The 19,682-nt window shown below is 65.2% G+C and carries 11 protein-coding genes; 5 read left to right on the top strand and 6 right to left on the bottom strand.

Annotation, left to right across the window (positions count from 1 at the left end):
• Positions 1–10: 10 nt before the first annotated feature.
• Positions 11–892: a hypothetical protein gene (locus NTCA1_RS18115; protein ID WP_159831292.1), complete on the top strand. Its 882-nt coding sequence runs from the start codon at positions 11–13 to the stop codon at positions 890–892.
• 5 nt (positions 893–897) lie between these two features.
• On the opposite strand, the gene nagE is transcribed toward NTCA1_RS18115, so the two are convergent.
• From nagE to NTCA1_RS18090, 5 genes are all read right to left on the bottom strand, one after another.
• Positions 898–2,628 (bottom strand): N-acetylglucosamine-specific PTS transporter subunit IIBC, encoded by a 1,731-nt coding sequence (gene nagE / locus NTCA1_RS18110; protein WP_159831291.1) that lies wholly within the window; start codon positions 2,626–2,628, stop codon positions 898–900.
• A complete protein-coding gene (gene ptsP / locus NTCA1_RS18105; protein WP_306439302.1) occupies positions 2,625–5,219 on the bottom strand; it encodes a phosphoenolpyruvate--protein phosphotransferase in 2,595 nt (864 codons plus the stop codon). The genes nagE and ptsP overlap by 4 nt, the downstream gene beginning before the upstream one ends.
• Positions 5,220–5,248: 29 nt before the next feature.
• Positions 5,249–6,382 carry an N-acetylglucosamine-6-phosphate deacetylase gene (nagA, locus tag NTCA1_RS18100; protein ID WP_374705203.1) on the bottom strand — a complete coding sequence of 378 codons (1,134 nt, stop codon included), beginning with the start codon at positions 6,380–6,382 and terminating at the stop codon, positions 5,249–5,251.
• On the bottom strand, positions 6,379–7,431 hold the full coding sequence (locus NTCA1_RS18095) for an SIS domain-containing protein (RefSeq protein WP_159831289.1): 1,053 nt from the start codon (positions 7,429–7,431) through the stop codon (positions 6,379–6,381). The genes nagA and NTCA1_RS18095 overlap by 4 nt, the downstream gene beginning before the upstream one ends.
• Positions 7,432–7,610: 179 nt before the next feature.
• Entirely contained in the window at positions 7,611–8,348 is a 738-nt protein-coding gene (locus NTCA1_RS18090) for a copper homeostasis protein CutC (protein WP_159831288.1), read from the bottom strand.
• Positions 8,349–8,697: 349 nt separating this feature from the next.
• On the opposite strand from NTCA1_RS18090, the gene NTCA1_RS18085 reads away from it, so the two are divergent.
• The 4 genes from NTCA1_RS18085 to NTCA1_RS18070 all read left to right on the top strand — a co-directional run bounded on the left by NTCA1_RS18085 (position 8,698) and on the right by NTCA1_RS18070 (position 18,231).
• The gene (locus tag NTCA1_RS18085; RefSeq protein ID WP_159831287.1) at positions 8,698–11,397 is read left to right on the top strand and encodes a TonB-dependent receptor; all 2,700 of its coding nucleotides are present in this window, start codon (positions 8,698–8,700) and stop codon (positions 11,395–11,397) included.
• Positions 11,398–11,526: 129 nt separating this feature from the next.
• On the top strand, positions 11,527–13,851 hold the full coding sequence (locus tag NTCA1_RS18080; protein ID WP_159831286.1) for a GH92 family glycosyl hydrolase: 2,325 nt from the start codon (positions 11,527–11,529) through the stop codon (positions 13,849–13,851).
• A gap of 236 nt (positions 13,852–14,087) precedes the next feature.
• Positions 14,088–15,086, top strand: coding sequence for a N(4)-(beta-N-acetylglucosaminyl)-L-asparaginase (locus tag NTCA1_RS18075; protein WP_159831285.1), 999 nt, complete (start codon positions 14,088–14,090; stop codon positions 15,084–15,086).
• 133 nt (positions 15,087–15,219) lie between these two features.
• Positions 15,220–18,231 carry a TonB-dependent receptor domain-containing protein gene (locus NTCA1_RS18070; RefSeq protein ID WP_236549432.1) on the top strand — a complete coding sequence of 1,004 codons (3,012 nt, stop codon included), beginning with the start codon at positions 15,220–15,222 and terminating at the stop codon, positions 18,229–18,231.
• A 94-nt stretch (positions 18,232–18,325) separates the two neighbouring features.
• On the opposite strand, the gene NTCA1_RS18065 is transcribed toward NTCA1_RS18070, so the two are convergent.
• Positions 18,326–19,210, bottom strand: coding sequence for an OmpA family protein (locus NTCA1_RS18065; RefSeq protein ID WP_159831284.1), 885 nt, complete (start codon positions 19,208–19,210; stop codon positions 18,326–18,328).
• Positions 19,211–19,682 lie beyond the last annotated feature (472 nt).

The raw sequence follows: 19,682 nt of genomic DNA, 5'->3' as shown, positions 1-19,682 counted from the left end.
GAGAACCGGCATGAACGCCCTTCTCGGCGGCCTCCTGGCCGCCGCCGCTCTCGCCCCGATCCCCGATCAGGCCTTGGCCGCCTCCAGCCAGACCGGAATCGCCTCCGCAGACTCTGGCACAATGACCGCCCGTGCGCGCCGTTTCGTGGCGCAACTCACGATCCCTGGGGCGAACGACGAGCCATTCGCCCGGTTCGCTTATCCGGTCTGCGTGGGAAGTGCCGGACTGCCGCCCGAAGCAGGCGAAATCGTGGCCGAGCGGATCACCGCCATCGCTGCCTCCAGCGGGCTGCCGATCGCCGCGTCAGGTTGCGCGCCGAACCTGATGGTCGTCTTCGTGGAAGACGGCCAGGCGGCGGTCCGCGCCTTGTCTCGCGCAGGTTCCGGCGCGCTCGTCGGCCAGTCGCGCGCGGACATCGGGCGCATCCTCGACCGATCCGGCCCGGTACGGGCATGGCTGCAAACGCAAGTCCGCAGCCGCGACGGCGATCGCCCGAGCTACTCGTCTACCGGATGGACGACCTTGACCGCCCAGGCCTCCACGCGGCTATCCGCGTCGATACGCCGCGAGATCGTCAGTTCCGTAGTGCTGATCGACCGCGAGGCGATTGCGGACCGGGACTTGCGGCAGGTGGCCGACTATGCGGCGATGCGGGCGCTGACCGGCGCAAGGCTCGATGAAACGGCAGCCATGGAGCCGACCATCCTCACGCTGTTCACGCCGCACGGGAATGCCGCCGCACCAGCCGGGCTGACCGCTGAAGACAGGGCATTCCTCAGCGCGTTCCACATCGTGCGAGATGACATGGCCGAAACGCTTCAGCGCCCGCGCATCGTCGATCGAATGACCCGTGTTGGCCTCGCCGTTTTCGACGAAACGCAGGCGCCCTGACAAGCTCAGGCCGCGATCCGGTCGAGATCCGCCATCGCAAACAGCAGGTGGACCACGCCGCCTTCCGCCCTAGCAGCAGCGCGCACGCCTCTTGCCACAGCAAGCGCCGCTTCATCGATCGCTGCCGGATCGGCCAGTTCTACCCGGAGACGGTTGCCATAGCGCACTACACCGCACACGTTTCCTTCGCCGCCGAGCGCCTGCACGAGGTTCGCCGGAAGCTGCATCTTCGCCGCGTTTTCGGCGGCCGCCGATACCGAGGCGGCAGGCGGAGTGGCGGCAGCAGGACCCGCCGCGATGGCCTCGCGGATTTCCACCGAGACGATGTCCGCAACCGGGCCGAGGATCACCTGAAGCGCCTTGTCCGAAGGGCGCACGATGCCCCGCGCGCCGAGTGCCTTCAGCCGCGCTTCGTCCACCCCGCCGTGATCGACGATGATGAGGCGCAGGCGCGTGGTGCAGGCGGAGACTTCCACGAGGTTGCCGCTGCCGCCCAGCGCGGAGAGATAGGCATGCCCGCGCGTCTCCTCGACAGACGCCTCTGCCTGCGCGGGTGCGGCGAGATCGTCGTCCTCGCGGCCGGGGGTCTTGAGGTTCAGCTTGCGGATCGCGAAGGCGAAGACGGCGTAGTAGACAGCGAAGTACAGCAGTCCCACAGGCACCAGCAGCAGCGGGCGCGTCGCCTTGCCGAAGTTCAGCACATAGTCGAACAGGCCTGCCGAGAACCCGAAGCCCAGGTGCATGCCCAGCGCATCGGTCAGCCACATCGCCCCACCGGTCAGCACCGCGTGGATCGCGTAGAGCACCGGGGCGAGGAACATGAAACTGAACTCGATCGGTTCGGTCACGCCCGTCAGCAGCGAGGTCAGCGCAAGGCTAAAGAACATGCCGCCCACGGCCTTGCGCCGCTCTGGCCGGGCCGCCCGGTACATCGCGAGGCAGGCGGCGGGGAGGCCGAACATCATCACCGGGAAGAAGCCCGTCATGAATGGTCCGGCCGTCGGATCGCCTGCGAAGAAGCGGCGGATGTCGCCGTGGGCGCCGTTGTAGTCGCCGAAGACGAACCAGAAGAGGTTGTTGAAGACGTGGTGCAGGCCGGTCACCAGCAACAGGCGGTTGATCAGCCCGAACAGGAACAGGCCGAACCCGCCGAGCCCGGTGATCCCCTGGCTCACCCCGTCGATGCCGATGACGATGGGCTGGAAACCGAAGCCCACGACGCAGGCGATGGCGAGACCGGCGACGCCGGAGACGATGGGAACGAAACGGCGTCCGCCGAAGAAGGCGAGGTATTCCGGCAGCTTCATCGCCGCGAAGCGATTGTAGAAATTGCCCCCGACAAGGCCCGAAATGATGCCGATCGGCACGTCGAGCCTGCCGATGGCCTGGCTCTTGGCGGCCGCAACGGCCACCGCGAAGGCCTCTTTGGAAAGCGCGGGATCGATCCCCGGCGGCACCGGCATCAGCACTTTGGCGCCTTCGGTGGCGACCAGGAAACAGACGATGCCTGCCAGGCAAGCCGCACCATTGCCGTCACGCGCATAACCGGTCGCGACGCCGATCGAGAACAACAGGCCGAGGTGCGAGAACAGCGCATCGCCCGCCGCGCTGAGCAGCGCGATGTCGAGCAGGTCCGGCTGACCGAGGCGAAGCAGCAGCCCCGCCACGGGAAGAACCGCGATCGGCAGCATGAGCGCACGGCCCAGCGGCTGCAACGTTTCGAGAACCCGCCTCATGCCCCGTGCTCCTTCAGAAATTCCCTCGCCAATTCGCGGACCTCAGCGGCCGAAGCGCATTCCAGCGCGCGCGCGGCAAGATGGCGGCAGCTCTCGATATCGAGGCAAGTGACCAATGCCTTGATATCCGGCACTTGCGCGGGGGTCGCGGAAAGCTCCGCCACGCCCAGGCCCAGCAGGAGAGGCACCGCCAGCGGGTCCGATGCCAGCGAACCGCACACGCCGGTCCAGCGCCCATGCCGCGCACTGCCCTCGCACGTGAGCGCGATCAGGCGCAGGACCGAGGGGTGCAGTCTGTCGATGGCAGCGGCGACGGCCGCGTTGCCGCGATCCATGGCCAATGCATATTGCGTGAGATCGTTGGTACCCACCGACAGGAAGTCCGCCTCGCGCGCGAGAATGTCTGCCGTCGCGGCAGCGGCGGGAGTCTCCACCATGATGCCCAGCGAAACCGGCTCCGTCAGGCCCAGCCGCGCTGCCACGCTCTCCACGACCGCGCGCACGGCGCGCAGTTCCGAAAGGCTGGCGACCATCGGCACCATGATCCGGCATTGCCCCGAAGGACGAACGCGCAGAATCGCCTCGACCTGGGCTTCGAGCAGTTCGGGATGGGCAAGGCCCACGCGAATGCCCCGCAGGCCCAATGCCGGGTTTTCCTCCGCGGCCATCGGCAGGAACGGCGCAGGCTTGTCGCCGCCGATATCGAGCAGACGCACGATCAGCGGACGGCCCTCCAGCGCATCGGCGATGGCCTGATAGGTTTCCGTCTGCTCCGCCGCGCCGGGCGCCTGCGCCCGCTCGACAAAGAGGAATTCGCTGCGCAGCAATCCGCAGCCTTCCGCGCCGTTCGCCATGGCCTGACGGGCATCGGCCAGCGAGCCGAGATTGGCGAAGATCTCAATCCGGCTGCCGTCCGCCGTATGGCACGGCCCTTTCGCTTCCAGCGCGGCGGCGCGGCGGGCCGCCTGCGCGGCAAGCTGCCCACGAACCCCTTCGATCCGCTCCTGCGATGCCCCGGTTTCCAGACGCGCGGCAGCGGCATCGACAACCACTTTCGCGCCCTCCGCCACCGTATCGAGCCCCGTTCCCATAGCCACCAGCATCGGGACGCCCAGCCCGGCAGCAAGAATGGCAACGTGCGAAGTCGGCCCGCCGTTGATCAGGCAGATCGCCGCCAGCCGCTGCGGATCAAGCGCCATGAGCTGCGAGGGCAGGAGATCCTCGGCAAGGACCACTGCGTCCTCCGGCAATGCAAGACCGGAGGCCTCGTCGCCGGTCAGCGCGCAAAGCACCTGCCGTTCGAGATCGCGCATGTCATCCACACGCTCGGCAAGCCGCGCATCGCCGGAGCGCAGCAGCAGTTCCACTTGCGCCTCGATGGCCCGCCGCCATGCGGCGCCTGCGCTTTCGCCGCCTGCGATCGCCTCATGCGCCGCAGCGAGCAGGTCTTCGTCTTCCAGCATGACCGCATGGGCCGCCAGGATCGAGGCGGCGTGATCGGGCGCACCTTCGCTCTCTCGCGCAATCCTTGCCCGAAGCTGCGCAAGGGTGTCCTCCAGGAGCGCCCGCTCGGTCGCGGCATCGCCAGAACCTTCGGAGATTGCCACTTCGGCCTGTCGGTAGCGGACAGCCTGCCCCACCGCCACACCGGGCGCGGCGATCACGCCCGCAAGCGTACCGTCCGCCGCAATGGCCGTGACGCGGCGCATCGCCGGGGCGGAGACGGCTTCCCGCACGGGCGGCGCGGGCTGCTCGTCGCCCTGGGCCAGTTCGCCCATGCCGCTTGCGATCAACGCTTCCAGTGCATCGAGCACTTCGGCCGCCTGCGCCCCGCGCGCGTGAAGCGAAATGCGGTCTGCAAGCTTGATGCCGAGCGCCAGAACGCCGACCGGGCTGCGCAGGCTTGCGGACTTCCCTGCAATCTCGATGCGCACTGCCGCATCGAATGCAGTCGCGACCTGTCGCAGGCGCGCAGCCGGACGGGCGTGAATGCCGTGCCGCAAGGGCACCGGCACCTCGCGGACCAGTTCCGCCCCCGTCGATGACGCAGATCCCGTCGCTACCGCGCCCTGCCCACTAACCCGGCACAAGGTCATAACCGTCTCGCCAACCTTGACCGGGCCGGGATCGCGCTTCGATTCCAAGCTCCATTCCTCGCTGGAGAGGAGCAATACCGGCGTCATCGCGCTCGCCGCGCCGGTCACTACGGCGTCGATATCGAACCGCACGAGGGGATCGCCCATGGCTACCTGCTCGTCCTGCACCACCAGCGGCGTGAAACCGCGTCCGCCCATGGCAACGGTATCGACGCCGAGGTGAACCAGGAGTTCCGCCCCGCCTTCAAGGCGCAGCGTCACCGCATGGCCGGTCGCGGCGATCGAGGCGACTGTGCCCGCGCAAGGCGCGTGAAGGACCGAGCCGGTGGGATCGATCGCCACACCGTCGCCCAGCATGCCTCCGGCGAAAACCGGATCGGGAATTTCCTCAAGCGGCGCCAGCCAGCCTTCGAGCGGGGCGGCGATCACGACCACATCTTGTTCGGTCGTGAGCGGCTGATCGGCGGTCATGGTAGGGGAAACGGAGGCAGTCATCGGATTGGCTTGTCCCCAGTAATTCGCTTTCAAAACACCCGTTCGCCGGCAATCCAGGTGGCCTGGGGTGCCATGGCACGATCGAGCTGGACGAAATCGGCGGTATGCCCGGCTGCTATCGTGCCGCGCTCCGAGGCCAGCCCCAGGAATTCCGCCGGCTGCACCGTCGCCATGTCCACCGCCTGCGCCACCGAAAGCCCGGCCATGTCCACGGCATTGCGCACGGCGCCCGCCATGTCGAGCGACGCCCCTGCCAATGTGCCGTCAGCACCGACGCAGCGCCCTTCGGCCACGGTAATCTCGCGGCCGTCGAGTTCGAAACGCGCAAGGTCGGAACCCACGCAGGGCATGGCGTCGGTGACCAATATGAATCGGTCGAGCGGACGGCTCGCCAGGGCGACGCGCATCACGGCGGGATGGACGTGGTAGCCGTCGGCGATCAGTCCACACCAGGCCGACCGGTTTTCGAGCGCCGCACCGACCATGCCGGGATCACGATGATGCAGCGCCGACATGGCGTTGAACAAGTGCGTCACGCCGGTCACGCCCATCTCGAAAGCGGCGCGCGCGGTTTCGTAGTCGGCGTCGGAATGGCCCATCGCCAGCACGACCCCGGCCTCGATGAGCGCGCGGGCCTGATCGGCGTCGAGATATTCGGGCGCGATGGTGAAGAGCACCCGGCCCGCCCGCGGGCGGATCAGCAGGTCGACAAGGGCATCGTCCAGCTTGCGCAAGTTGCCCTCGGAATGGATGCCGCGCCGCCGCACATTGAGCACGGGGCCTTCGACGTGGATGCCGATGCAGCCGGGGACGTTCCTGGCAATGGCCTCGTCGGTGGCATCGAGCCCCGCCGCGATCACGTCGGGCGTGGCGCTGATCAGGGTCGGCAGCATGGCAGTAGTGCCGAAACGCGCGTGGGCCGCGGCGATCGTCGCTATGCCTTCCGGGCTGGGCGCGTCGTTGAGCAAGACGCCGCCACCGCCGTTCACCTGCACGTCGATGAAACCTGGGACCAGCCAGCCGCGTTCGAGATCGACGATCTCATCGGCGTCAACGCCGCGCTCGATGCGGACGATCCTGCCGTTTTCCACGGTCACCACGGCACCGCGCGACCATGCGCGCGCCAGATAGACGTTGCCGTTGACGAAGGCGATTTTCATCAGAGAGTCTCGGTAACCTTGCGCAAGTGGGCTGGATTGTCCGGGTCGAGACCGCGCGCAAGCGAAAGTGCATTCACTTGCGGATAGAAGGCCTGGATCATCAGCAGCGGTTCCAGCGCGGCATGGCCGGCAAGCGCGACCAGCGTGGCGTTCCCGAAGGGCTCGGCGGCATCCAGCATGAGGATCTGCGCGCCGCGCCCGGCGAACTCCCGGGCCGCCGCGCGCACACTCTCGCCGCTGGCATCCGATGTCGCGAAAGCCACGATCGGAAAGCCCTCGTCGATGATCGTCATCGGGCCGTGGCGCACTTCGGCAGCGCTATAGGCCTCGGCATGAAGCGCGCAGGTTTCCTTGAGCTTGAGCGCCCCCTCCTGCGCCACCGCAAAGCCATAGCCCCGCGCGATGACGAAAAGATTGTTCGCGGCCGACAGGCCCGCAACCAGATCAAACGGCGCTGTACTCGCCGCCACTTCCAGCGTTTCCGGCAGGCCCGCCAGGGCGGACCCCAGTTCGGCATCATCCGTCCAGTGCGCAACCAGCGCCGCGACACCGGCCAACGAGGCAATGTAGGACTTGGTCGCGGCTACTGACTTTTCGGCGCCGGCGCTGAGCGGAAGCACCCATTGCGCCAGATCGGCAAGCGGCGCGGTTTCGTCATTGACCAGCGCCACGACGCGGGCACCGGCCCGCCGATGCGCTTCCACGGCGGCGAGCAGGTCGGGGCTGCGACCACTTTGCGAGATGGCCAGCACGAGAACGCGGCCCGGCTGCATCTCAGCGCCGAACACCGACGACACGCTGAGCGCGGAAGACGATACCGGAACGCCCGCCAGGGTCTCGATCAGGTACTTCGCGTAAGTCGCCGCATTGTCGGACGATCCGCGCGCGCACGTCACCACCACCGAGGGCGGATTGTCGCGCAAGTCCTGCGCGAGAGAGGCCAGCGCATCGTGGTTGCGCGACAGGAAGGCGCGCACGGCCTGAGGCGCTTCGGCGGCCTCGCGGGCCATCAGGGAAGCCATCGGCGGCGTGGAATTCGCGGCTTCGGACATTGCGGCAGGATCTCCTTCGCACCGCTCCTGCGGCGAACACGCGCCGGGCGGGAGCATCTGCTTACCAATATCGAATAAGTTCTATATTGGTATTCCCGAACTCCGGGCAATGCGCAATTGGTTTCGCACTTTCGCTGCGTTTTAATTCGCAGACCCAGCAGCCTCCACCGAAAACAAGCCTACCGATCCATAATGGCCGCCTTCAGTCTCGCCACTTCGGAGGCATCCGTTATCGGCCGGAGGCCTTTCTGAAAACCCAGTTCCTCAAGCCGCCCCGATTCGCCCGTCCGCACGCCGGGAAGGCGGCAGGAGGCATGAAACTCCTCGATCCCGGCCTTGCGCAAGACCGGAACGGCCTCTGCCGAGACGCCGGACCCCGCCAGGATCACGATGCGCCCCGCCGCCAGTTCATTGAGGTGTGCCAGCATGCCCGCACCATCGGGGGCGCGAACGGCTCCGCCCGAGGTCAGAATACGGTCGAACCCCATGGCCACGGCCTGCTCCAGCCCGTTTTCCATATCGTCGAGCAAATCGAAGACACGGTGCAAGGTGAGCGACAGACGCGAGCCGCGCGCCGCACCTGCGCGCTGGGCATGTGCCAGCCATGTCCCGAGGGCCGAGAGATCGAGCCCGCCCGCACCTCCCGCGCCGATGACCACCCCGGCCAGCCCGGCTTCTGCCGCGAGATCGATGTCATCGCAGACCAGCGCGACTTCCCGCGCGTCGTAGAGAAAATCGCCCTCTCGCGGACGGCAGAGCATGTGAACCGGGATCGGCGCCTCCGCCGCAATGCGAACGAGCGAACGGGGCGGGGTCAGGCCGCCGAGCGCCAGCGCGCTGCAAAGCTCGATCCGGTCGCCGCCCCCTGAAACGGCGGCAGCAATTCCAGCAGCATCTTCAACACAGACTTCGAGCACATCCGCCCCTTTTCAAGCAGTCCCTCAATCCACACCGATGATTCGCCCTGGCAGTGGACTGCTGCGAATTGGACATATTTTGGCTTGTCATGCCATCCCGTTCTGCCGGACGCATCATTGGTGCTGAACACAGCCGGACCGATCAAACATCCGGTTTTCTCCCGAAATCCCTACGAACGCGCACACCGATCGCGGCCAAGAAAAAATTTACGGTGGACATGCGGATCTATTTTGGTGACATTTAACCGAGACATTGGAATTTTATTGGCATTGTCCTCGCAGGGTTTCGAGCACGCATTCCGCAAAGCCTGAAGCGCGCTCACGGGTTCGGGTCATGAGGTAAAAGATAATGAAAATTGTACGCGCCATGCTGTTGGCGACCAGCGCCAGCCTGGGCTTCGCCGCCCCCGCCCTTGCGCAGGATAATTCCCAGGACAATTCACAGCAGACCGCGCAGAACGACCAGAACGCGATCGTCGTCAGCGGTATCCGCGGCGCACTGACCAACGCGATCAACGTCAAGCGCGATGCGGACGCAGTGGTGGATGTCATCACCGCCGAAGGCATCGGCAAGTTCCCGGACCGCAACGTCGCCGAATCCCTCTCCCACATTCCGGGCGTCAGCGTCGATCGCCAGTTCGGCATCGGCGAGCGCGTTTCCATCCAGGGCACCGATCCGGCGCTCAACCGCGTGCTGATCGACAACCATTCGATCGCTTCCGCCGACTGGGGCGGCAATGCGGGCGACGTGACCGGCCGCACCTTCAACTATTCGCTGCTGGCGCCCGAAATCGTCTCGCAGATCGAAGTGTTCAAGTCGCCCGAACCGCGCATCGACGAAGGTTCGCTGGGCGGCACGGTGATCGTGCGCACGCGCAAGCCGCTCGATCTCGACAAGAACACGATCAACGGCTCGATCGGCTACGGCTACAACGACCGCTCCGAAATCGGCAATCCGCGCGGTTCGCTGCTCTATAGCTGGAAGAACGACAGCGCCACTTTCGGCATCCTCGTCGCCGGTACTTACGACAGGGATTCGCTGGCCCGCGCCGGTGTGGAATACTTCGGCTACAACAGCGGCTCGGATTTCACCTCGACCGACGCCGCCGGCAACGTCACGCTGAACAACCCCGATGCCGTGCTCACCGGCGGAACCGCCGCCGACCTGGCCAATGCCCGCTATCCCTACGGCATCAACCACGCCTACTTCAAGCAGACCCGCGAGCGTATCGGCGGCCAGTTCGCCGTGCAGTGGGCGCCGAGCGACCGGCTTGAGTTCAACCTCACCGGGCTGCACATCGAAGGCACTTACAACAACTTCAGCCAGTCGCTCTATGTCGTGCCGACCTGGGCTGCCGGTTCGCTGGAATCGGCCACGATCGCGAACGGCCTGGTCACCGATGCCGCGTTCGGCGCTACCGACCTGCCTTCCACCAGTTCGCAGCTGGACATGAACTACCGCAAGACCAAGGTGCGGACGGACAGCTACAACCTCGCCTCAAGCTGGAAGGCTACCGACAGCCTGACCCTTTCGGGCAATGTGGGCTGGACCAAGGCGACGGGCGGCACCAACCCCGAATACCTGATGAACATGCAGTCCAACATGCCCTTCAGCTACAGCTACGGGCAGAACCGGACTTCGGTGAACTTCTCCACCCCGCCGACCGACCCCAACGCGTTCTTCCGTTCCGATCTTCGCGACGTCACCCTGCCCGACGGCAGCACCGTGCGCGCCTACCAGATCGGCGGCATCGCCACCTCGCGCCAGCTGGACAAGGAATACTACGGCCAGTTCGACGCCAAGTGGGAAGTCGAGGACGGCTTCTTCAAGGCCGTGCGCATGGGCGTGAAGGCATCCGACCACGTCAACAGCCTGAGGGCCACGGGTTCGCAGGTCTACCTGACCGATCCGGTCAGCATGGCGGACTACGACTACACCCTGACCCCCTCGGGCCTGTTCAACGGCCTGGGTTCGGGCGGCAACGCCAACCAGTTCGCGACCCTGCGCAGCGGCGACGTGATCGACACGCTGGAGAACGGCCTCTACGTCGACACCGGCCTTGACGAGGGCACCTCGTTCAAGGTGCGCGAAAAGTCCGCAGCGGCCTATGTCCAGCTGGACTTCGAGACCGGCCCGATCCGCGGTAACGTGGGCTACCGCGCGGTCTATACGCAGGACGTATCGGACTATTTCCTCTACACGGCCGAGACCGACAGCTATTCGCCAACCCGGGCGAAGAACGACTATCTCAAGGGCCTGCCCAGCATCAACGTAAGCTGGGACGTCAACGACCAGATCAAGGTTCGCGGCTCGGTCGCCAAGGTCATCGCCCGCCCGCGCTACGGCCAGCTGGCCGGCGCTTTCAGCCGCAACGACACCCAGCTGACGGCAGGCGGCGGCAACCCCGACCTCAAGCCCTATGCCTCGACGAACTACGAACTGTCGGCAGAATGGTACTTCGGCCATAGCGCCCTGCTGTCGGCCGAGTATTTCCGCCGCGAGATCTCGTCCTACATCGTCACGACCACCAACCAGCAGGTCCTGTTCAACAACCTGACCCAGCAGAACGAGACCTACATCGTCTCCAGCCCGGTCAATGCCTCGAACGCGACCGTCAACGGGGTGTCGCTGGGCTTCCAGACCCCGATCTGGGGCGGCTTCGGCATTCTGACCAACTACACTTTCGCCGATGCGAGCGGCGGCCGCGATGCGGACGGCAACGTCCTCAACCTGCCCTACCTCTCGAAGCAAACGATCAACGTGATCCCCTACTTCGAGAAGGGTCCGTTCCAGGCCCGCGTGAGCTGGAACTGGCGCAGCCACTACTTCACCGGCATCGGCCGCCTGAACTCGGTGGATTCCACCGACGGATACCACCAGTTGGATGCGTCGATCTCCTACAAGATCAACGACCACTTCACGGTCCAGGCCAACGCCCAGAACCTGCTCGATTCCACCTATTACTCGTATAGCGGCAGCAAGAGCGCGCCGACGGCCTTTTACAAGAACGGCCGCGTCTTCGCCGCGACCGCTCAGTTCAGCTTCTAAGTCCCGTGCAAAAGCGTGTAGGTCCCTCTCCTCCTCACCAATGATCTGCATGCACACGGGCCGGCGTCCGTCCTCAGGGTCTTCCTGCGGGACGGGCGCCGTCCTTTTACATATAAGGGGATGCCTGAGATGACCGATCTGAGTCGCCGCCACCTGATGTCGGGCACCTGCCGCCTAGCGCTGCTGGCCGCCGCCGTGCCCGCCGGCGCGACGCGCGCGCTGGCCGCCCAGGCCGATCCGGCCGTGAAGGTCGATCCGTTCATCGGCACCGGCGGCGATGGGCACACGTTCCCCGGCGCGACACTGCCGTTCGGCATGGTCCAGCTCAGCCCCGACACCGACACCGCGCGCTGGGACACCTGCTCTGGCTACCATCACGGCGACGCCTCGCTGCTGGGCTTCTCCCACACCCATCTTTCCGGCACCGGCATCGGCGACATGCTGGACGTCCTCGTCGTTCCCTGCCGTGGCGAAGTACGGCTCCAGCCGGGGCCGCTCGACCGGCCGGACGAAGGCTATCGCCTGCGCTACGGAAATGAGGCGGCGGAGCCCGGTTACTACCGCGTCCAGCTTGAAAACGGCGTCACCAGCGAACTGACCGCGACACTGCGCAGCGGCATCCAGCGCCATGCTTATCCGGCAGGCGACGGGCACCTGCTGATCGACTTGTCCCACCTCGTCCTGGACTCCTCGGACAAGTATCCCCTGATCGACGACGCGCAGCTCACGCTGGAAGCCGACGGCACGCTTACCGGCCAGCGCCGGGTGTTCCGCTGGGCCAAGGGCCGCCATATCTATTTCGCGATGCAGTTCTCGCGCCCGCCGAGCCGCATCGATTTCTTCGGTGACGACGATGCCGCGCAGCCCGCTGGCAGCACGCAGGTCAAAGGCCGCCGCCTGAAGGCGGCAGTCCACTTCGACGATGCCGGAAGCGCGCCGATCGTGGTGCGCACCGCCGTTTCGGCCGTCGATGTCGCAGGCGCCCTCGCCAATCTGGCAGCAGAGGCGACCCATTTCGATTTCGATACCTACCGCCAGGCCGCCGCGAAAGCATGGGCCGACGAAATGAGGCATGTCTCGGTGACGGGCGGCAGCGCCGAACAGCGCACGATCATGGCGACCGCGCTCTATCACGCCGCCATCGGTCCGACGCTGTTCTCCGACGTGGACGGCCGCACCATAGGCCTCGACCGCAAGGTCCACCAGCTTGCGCCCGGCGAGAAGGCCTATAGCGCCTATTCGCTCTGGGATACCTACCGGGCATTCCATCCCTTGCAGACGCTGCTGCGGCCCGCGCTGGTCGAACAGTTCGTGGCCGATCTCATCCGCCAGACCAGGCAAAGCCCCTATGGCCCGCCCGTCTGGCCGCTTCAGGGCGTCGAGACCGGGTGCATGATGGGCTGGCACTCCGTACCCGTACTGGCGGAAGCCATGGCCAAGGGTATCCCCGGCAACTACGCAGAAGCCTGGCCCAATATCCGCAGGCGCTCGTTCGACTTCACGATGCCCGTGCAGGACAATGCGCGCGGCATTCCGGCCTACGACGCCAAGGGCTACGTTCCGGCCGACAAGGTCTTCGAAAGCGTGAGCCGCACGCTGGAATATGCCTATGACGACTACGCCGCCGCAAAGATCGCGAAAGCGGCGGGGGCCACCGACGACGCCGCAAGGCTGAAGGCCCGCTCGGGCAACTGGAAGAACGTCTTCGACACCGCCACCGGCTTTGCTCGGCCCCGCCTGGACGACGGTTCCTGGACGGAGCCCTACGATCCGGTCGAACTCGGCCATTCCGACAAGTGGCGCGACTTTACCGAAAGCAACGGCTGGCAGGCGACTTTCCTCAACCAGCACGACGTGTACGGCCTGGCCGAGGCCATGGGCGGCCCCGAAGCGCTGGAAGCCAAGCTCGACGCACTGTTCAATGCGCCCTCGACGCTGCCGAAGAACGCCCCGCCGGACATCAGCGGCATGGTGGGCCAATATGCCCACGGCAACGAACCCTCGCATCACGTCGCCTACCTCTACGCCTGGACCGGCGCGCACTGGAAGACGCAGGCCACGGTCCGCCGCCTCCTGGCGCTCATGTACCGCGCCCGTCCGGCAGGCGTGATCGGAAATGACGACTGCGGGCAGATGAGCGCCTGGTACGTACTCTCGGCGCTGGGCTTCTATCCGGTCGATCCGGTCAGCGGGATCTACATCTTCGGCAGTCCGCTGTTCGAAGAGGCGCGCGTCCGGCTCGGCAACGGCCGCGAACTGATCGTGAGCGCTCCGGGCAACCGTTCCGACCGGCCCTATTACGGCCGCGTCGAATGGAACGGCCAGCGCCATGACCGCTGCTGGATCAGCCATGAAGAGCTGATGAAGGGCGGGCGCCTGACCTTCCACATGCAGAACGTGCCCGAACTCTCCTTCGGTCAGGACCCGCGCAACCGCCCGCCGCGGCAGGGCTGAGGATCCGCAGGACCGGGAAGGCCATGGCCGCCCGGTCCGCCGAACCTCGCCTCGCCTGGACCGCATGAGACCAATTAGCGACATATTCCGACGAATGGCGCAAAAATGTAATGCCAATTTGATTTTTTGAATTGTATTTATTTAATACCTATGACAGCTTTGTTGCAGGGCAGGCTTTGGGAAGGGCATGCCGGTCATGAAAATCGACGGGACCTTCGGGTCGGGGAACAATGGGCATGGGAATCTCGCGTCGTGATACCTTGGGACTTGCCTTGGCCGGAACGGTCGCAGCTGGAACGGCGCGCGCCGCACCGCTAGCAGCAAGCAGTACCGCCGATACCGCTCTTGTCGTCTCGACATGGGACTTCGGCGCCGCGGCCAATGCCGCTGCCTACGCCGCCTGGAAAGCAGGCGGCACGCTGATCGATGCGGTAGAGGCAGGCGCGAAAGTGCCTGAAGCCGATCTGACCAATCACTCGGTTGGCCTGGGCGGCTACCCGGACCGCGACGGCCACGTCACGCTCGACGCCATCATCATGGACGACCGTGGGCATGCCGGTGCGGTCGCCGGCCTGGAAGGCTATGTCCACGCCATCTCCGTGGCTCGCCGGGTGATGGACCGCACTCCGCACACCATGCTGGTAGGCGAAGGCGCTGCCCAGTTCGCGCGGGAACAGGGCTTTCCATCGCAGAACCTGCTCACGCCGGAAGCCGAAGCGGCCTGGCGGGAGTGGCTCAAGAAGGCCGAATACAAGCCCGTCGCCAATATCGAGAACCAGCGCGGCACGGCGCTCGATCATGATACCATTGGTATTCTCGCCCGGAGCCCGGACGGCAGGCTGGCAGGCGCCTGCACCACCTCCGGCATGGCCTTCAAGCTGCGGGGCCGGGTCGGGGATTCGCCCCAGGCGGGCTGCGGACTGCTGGTCGAGCCGGGTGTCGGCGCGGCCACTGCAACCGGGGTGGGAGAGGAAGTCACCCGTATCGCAGGCGCGGCGCGCGTGGTCGGCTCCATGCGCATGGGCATGTCGGCCATGGCGGCCTGCCGCGAAGCCGTGGAGCATATCGTCGCCTTGCGCGGCGAAGCGGTGAAGGACGCCCAGGTGGCCTTCCTGGCGATCGACCGGAACGGCAAGGTCGGCGCCTTCTCCATCCTGCCGGGCTTCACTTACGCCGTGACCGACGCGAACGGCCGCACCCGCGTGCAACCGGCCGGCAGCCTGCGCCGCGCCTGATCGCGCCTGATCGAGGCTGACGGAAAAGACCAGTTTCCCGGCGCTACCGGCGCCGGAAGCGGGACGCGTGCGTCTTGATTGACCAGTTCAATACCAAGTCAAAACCATCACCAGGGAAGTAAGGGGTCAACGAATGAGGAATATCACGAAGTTGTTGTTGGCGACGACCTGTATCAGCGGGCTCGCCACCCCGGCTCTGGCGCAGGACAATGCGCCGGATGATGCTGCAGGCGCCGCCAGCGCTTCCGGCGGCTCGATCGTCGTCACCGGCTCGCGCATCAACCGTCCGAACTCGACGGCAGCTGCGCCGATCGTCTCGGTCACCAACGATGCCATCCGCGCGCAGGCTGCGGTGAACATTGAGGAAGTGCTCAACCGCATTCCCCAGATCGCACCGGACAGCCAGCAGAACTACCAGGATTCCGACGGTCGCCAACGCATCAAGCTGCGCAACCTCGGCTTCGAACGCACGCTCGTCCTGGTGGACGGCAAGCGCGTGGGCACCATGAACGGCATCGACGCCAACATGATCCCGACGTCGCTGATCAAGCGCGTGGACGTGCTGACCGGCGGCGCCTCGGCGGTCTACGGTTCGGACGCGGTTGCCGGTGTCGTCAACTTCATCATGGATGACGACTTCGAAGGTCTGCAGCTCAACGGCAACTACAACTTCTACCTGCACAAGAACAAGCGCACGCTGATTTCGGACGTCACCAGCCAGTACGGGTTCGACCAGCCCGCACGCGGCACCAGCGCCGACGGCGGCCGCGCCGACCTGTCACTGACCTTCGGCAAGAAGCTGTTCGACGACCGCTTCCACATCAGCGGCTACGTCAACTACCGCGAAGCGGCGCTGGTGCCCTATTCCGCCCGCGAAACCGCAGGCTGCCAGCTCGTCGAAGCGGTCAAGGACGGCCCGCTCACCTGCACGACTTCCACCTACACGCCGTATGGCTATATCTCGCCCCGCGCGGGAGCAGCCAGCGGCAACCAGTACGTCAACAACCCCGACGGCTCGCGCACGCTCGTCCCCTACAGCGATGCCATGGCCGCCAATCCCTATGACGGCTACTCGTTCCAGCGTGAGGACAAGCGCTGGAATGCCGGCGGCTTCACTTCCTTCGAGCTGTCCGACGCCGCCGAACTCTACGGCAGCGTCATGTGGTTCCGCGACCGTTCGACCAACCCCTATCCGGCCCGCGTCTTCGCGCCCAGTTCCTATGGCGACGGCAATTCGCCCTACTACGTCAACTGCAACAATCCGCTCATGTCGGCTTCGCAGGCGCAGACCATCTGCGGCGCCGATGCCGGTACTTCGACGCTGGCACCGGTCGACGTGCGCTATCGCTTCAGCAACGTGAAGGATATCGAGGACGTCTATTTGAACAAGGGCCTGCGCGCGACCGCAGGCGTGCGCGGCCAGTTCGCGCAGGGGTGGAGCTATGACGTCGGCGGCGTCTACGCCCGCAACCGCATGGACATGACCTGGGGCCAGCCCGACTACGACCGCGTCAACAACGCGCTCAACGTGGTCAGCGTGAACGGCCAGCTGCAATGCGCCAGCGGCACCGCGGACGGCTGCCTTCCCTTCGACGCCTTCAGCGCCAATTCGACCACCAACAGCCAGGCGCTCTACGACTACCTGACCGACGGCGGCTTCGGCACCTCCACCACGATCAACACCCTCTATAACGCGGTGGCGACCGTTCAGGGCGATCTCGGCACTTACGGGATCCAGTCCCCCTGGGCCGAACAGGGCGTGGCGATCGCGCTGGGTGCGGAATTCCGTCAGGACAAGCTGAAGAGCTATGCCGACGACGTCTGGCGCACCAACAACGGCGGATCGGACAGCAACCTTTCGCAGCATGTCTGGGAAGGCAACGTAGAGCTTCAGGTTCCGATCATCGAACATAAGCCCTTCGCGGATCTGCTTCAGTTCAACGGCGCATTCCGACTGTCGAAGTACAGCTCCAACCCCGATACCTTCTCGACCTGGAAGGCCGAGGCGATCTGGGCGCCGATTTCGGACATCACGTTCCGCGGCTCGATCAACAAGGCCCAGCGCGCACCGACGGTGGTGGAAGCCTATCAGGGCTCCAACATCAGCTACGACCGTATCAACACGACCTACAACGACATCTGCGCACCGACGGTAACCTATACCACGGGTGCCAACGGCCAGCAGATCCCGGTCTACGGCGCTCCGGCGGCCTCGCGCGAAGTCTGCGCCGCCACGGGTCTGGCAGACAGCCTCTACGGCAGCCCGACCCTGGTCTGCCCGACCGACATCGGCTGCACGGTTCGCCGCGGCGGCTATACGGTCAACCCGGAGACGGCCTATACCAAGACCTTCGGCGTCGTGCTGAAGCCCTCTTTCCTCCCCGGCCTCGTGGTTTCGGTCGACCGCTTCCTGATCGATCTCGACGATTCGATCGGGTACAACGACTACGACTACTTCTCGAACGGTTGTCTCCAGACCGGCAGCGACTTCTTCTGCTCGATGTTCGTGCGCAATGCCGACGGCACGCTTTCCAGCAACCCCGGCACCAACCCGACCACGGGCTATATCCGCGGCGGCACCACCAACTACTACAAGAGCAAGTCGCACGGCTGGGACTTCCAGGGTCAGTACACGACCGGTCTCGGCAAGTACGGCAACCTGTCGCTCGACTTCGCGGGTTCGCTTACCACGCTGGCGGGCGGTCAGGATTCGCCGATCCTGGCGAAGTACAACTGTGCCGGTTACTACGGCGGACCCTGCGGCCAGCTGATCCCCAAGTGGACCCACAGCCTTCGCGCCACCTACACCACCGACAACCGCTTCTTCAACGCCTCGTTCAACTGGCGCTATGTCGGCCCGTTGACCAACGTCAGCAACTCGGGCGATCCGGCACTGGGCTGGAGCGAAAGCAGCGAGCGCGAGACGTTCTACCGCATCGGCGCGCAGAACTACTTCGATCTCGCCCTGACCTTCCGCGTCGACGAGGCCTATTCGTTCCGCATCTCGGCCAACAACATCTTCGACAAGCTGCCGCCGTTGCTGCCAAACTCCTACAACTACGGCCTGTCGCGGAGCAACACGCTCTCGGCGCGCTACGACTCGCTGGGCCGCCAGATCGCGGTAGGCGCAACGGTCAACTTCTGATCATACTAATAGAGCGGCTGATCCGGTTCGGATCAGCCGCTCCAGTTCGTTTCGGACTGGCGGGGCGGCTCAAAGGCCGCCCCCTTTTTTTTCCTCAGAGACCGTCCAGGCCCTTGCTGACCAGGATGTTCACGGCGACGCGGCGGTTCTGCGCCTTGCCCTCGTAAGTCTCGTTATCCGCTACCGGATCCGCCTCGGACATGCCGGTGGGGGTCAGCATGCGATAGGGCTTCCAGTGGCAGGCCTGCTGGAGATAGTTCACCACGCTGCCCGCACGCTTTTCACTGAGCACCTGGTTGATTTCGGGGGTGCCCGTCGAGTCCGTGTAACCCACGACGAGCAGCAGGGCGTTGTCCATGCCTTCCGCCGAAGTCGCGGCGGCGCAGAGGTCCTGCTTGGCCTGCGGCGAAAGCACGGCCTTGCCGGTGTCGAAGTTCACGTTCGTCGTGCTCTTCACGTTGTACTGGTCGATATCGCCCATGCGGCCGCGCAGGGCTTCGGTCGCGGCGGTCTGTTCCGCGAAGCGCTGGTCGGTGCCGTTGTGGATCATCGACGCAGTCTTCAGATCCTTGTTCTGAAGATTGATCTGGCTGGCGAGCAGGCCGTCGCCCGATTGCAGGGTCTTGACGGTAACCGGCAGGCCGTTGAGCAGCTGGGTTGCGGCCAGCTTGTTGCTGGCAAGGCCGAACAGGCCGCCGCTGGCCTTGATCTTGGTGGCGTCGTTGATGGCGACGACCGACTTGCTGCCATCCGCCGCGGTGACCTGCATCCTGTCGCCGCTGCGTGCGGAGATGATGCCCTTGACCTCGGGGCCCTCGGTCATCTCGGCCTGATCGGCCGGGCGCGAGCCATATACGGTGGCCGAAACGTCTGCTTCCGGCGGCTGTTCTTCCGTCTGCGCGGCAACTGTGCCCGAAGCGGTTCCGCCGATCAGGGCCAAAAGCAGGAGAACTTTGGATTTTTTGGAATTGATCTTCATCGCGTTACTCCTCCAAACTTGACCAATAGGGCCTGCGTAATCGCAGTTTTTCATCAGACCGCCGCGCCGAATTTGGCGTCTTCAGCGATCCAAGCCCCCTTGTCTCGTCTTGCATGATGTGCGGCATCTCTGCTGCATTTGAACACTAGGGATGACATGGGTGTTCAGATCTACCTTTCGGCTACATGAACGCCCTTGTTAGTGCCCTTGCCGCTGCCGTTAGTTCGAGCGCTTCTTGCGGCGAACCGATGTTTACTGCGCTGCACAACAAGCTTCGCGGTCGCCGCAGGAGACCGGCTCAAACTGCCGTGAAGGCGGGAAGGCCCCATACCAGCGCCTATACCAACGGTTGATTCCCGCGCCGCCGCTCCTCAGACAGAATGCAGGCGCGCGAGCCTGATCGCCTCACCGGCCAACTTTTCAACTTCATCGAACAATTTTCTCCATTTTATCCAGCTACACCGATGCACGA

This window comes from Novosphingobium sp. TCA1 (assembly GCF_009811895.1).
Classification (GTDB): Bacteria; Pseudomonadota; Alphaproteobacteria; order Sphingomonadales; family Sphingomonadaceae; genus Novosphingobium; species Novosphingobium panipatense_A.
Note: the sequence above shows the minus strand (reverse complement) of the source record. Positions and strands in the feature narration are given on the sequence as shown.

Excerpts from the sequence above, each read along its gene's own strand:
- NTCA1_RS18115 (WP_159831292.1), top strand. The coding sequence starts at position 11 with ATGAACGCCCTTCTCGGCGGCCTCCTGGCCGCCGCCGCTCTCGCCCCG.
- NTCA1_RS18065 (WP_159831284.1), bottom strand. The coding sequence starts at position 19,210 with ATGAAGATCAATTCCAAAAAATCCAAAGTTCTCCTGCTTTTGGCCCTG.
- NTCA1_RS18095 (WP_159831289.1), bottom strand. The coding sequence starts at position 7,431 with ATGTCCGAAGCCGCGAATTCCACGCCGCCGATGGCTTCCCTGATGGCC.
- NTCA1_RS18085 (WP_159831287.1), top strand. The coding sequence starts at position 8,698 with ATGAAAATTGTACGCGCCATGCTGTTGGCGACCAGCGCCAGCCTGGGC.
- NTCA1_RS18080 (WP_159831286.1), top strand. The coding sequence starts at position 11,527 with ATGACCGATCTGAGTCGCCGCCACCTGATGTCGGGCACCTGCCGCCTA.
- ptsP (WP_306439302.1), bottom strand. The coding sequence starts at position 5,219 with ATGACTGCCTCCGTTTCCCCTACCATGACCGCCGATCAGCCGCTCACG.
- nagE (WP_159831291.1), bottom strand. The coding sequence starts at position 2,628 with ATGAGGCGGGTTCTCGAAACGTTGCAGCCGCTGGGCCGTGCGCTCATG.
- NTCA1_RS18075 (WP_159831285.1), top strand. The coding sequence starts at position 14,088 with ATGGGAATCTCGCGTCGTGATACCTTGGGACTTGCCTTGGCCGGAACG.
- NTCA1_RS18070 (WP_236549432.1), top strand. The coding sequence starts at position 15,220 with ATGAGGAATATCACGAAGTTGTTGTTGGCGACGACCTGTATCAGCGGG.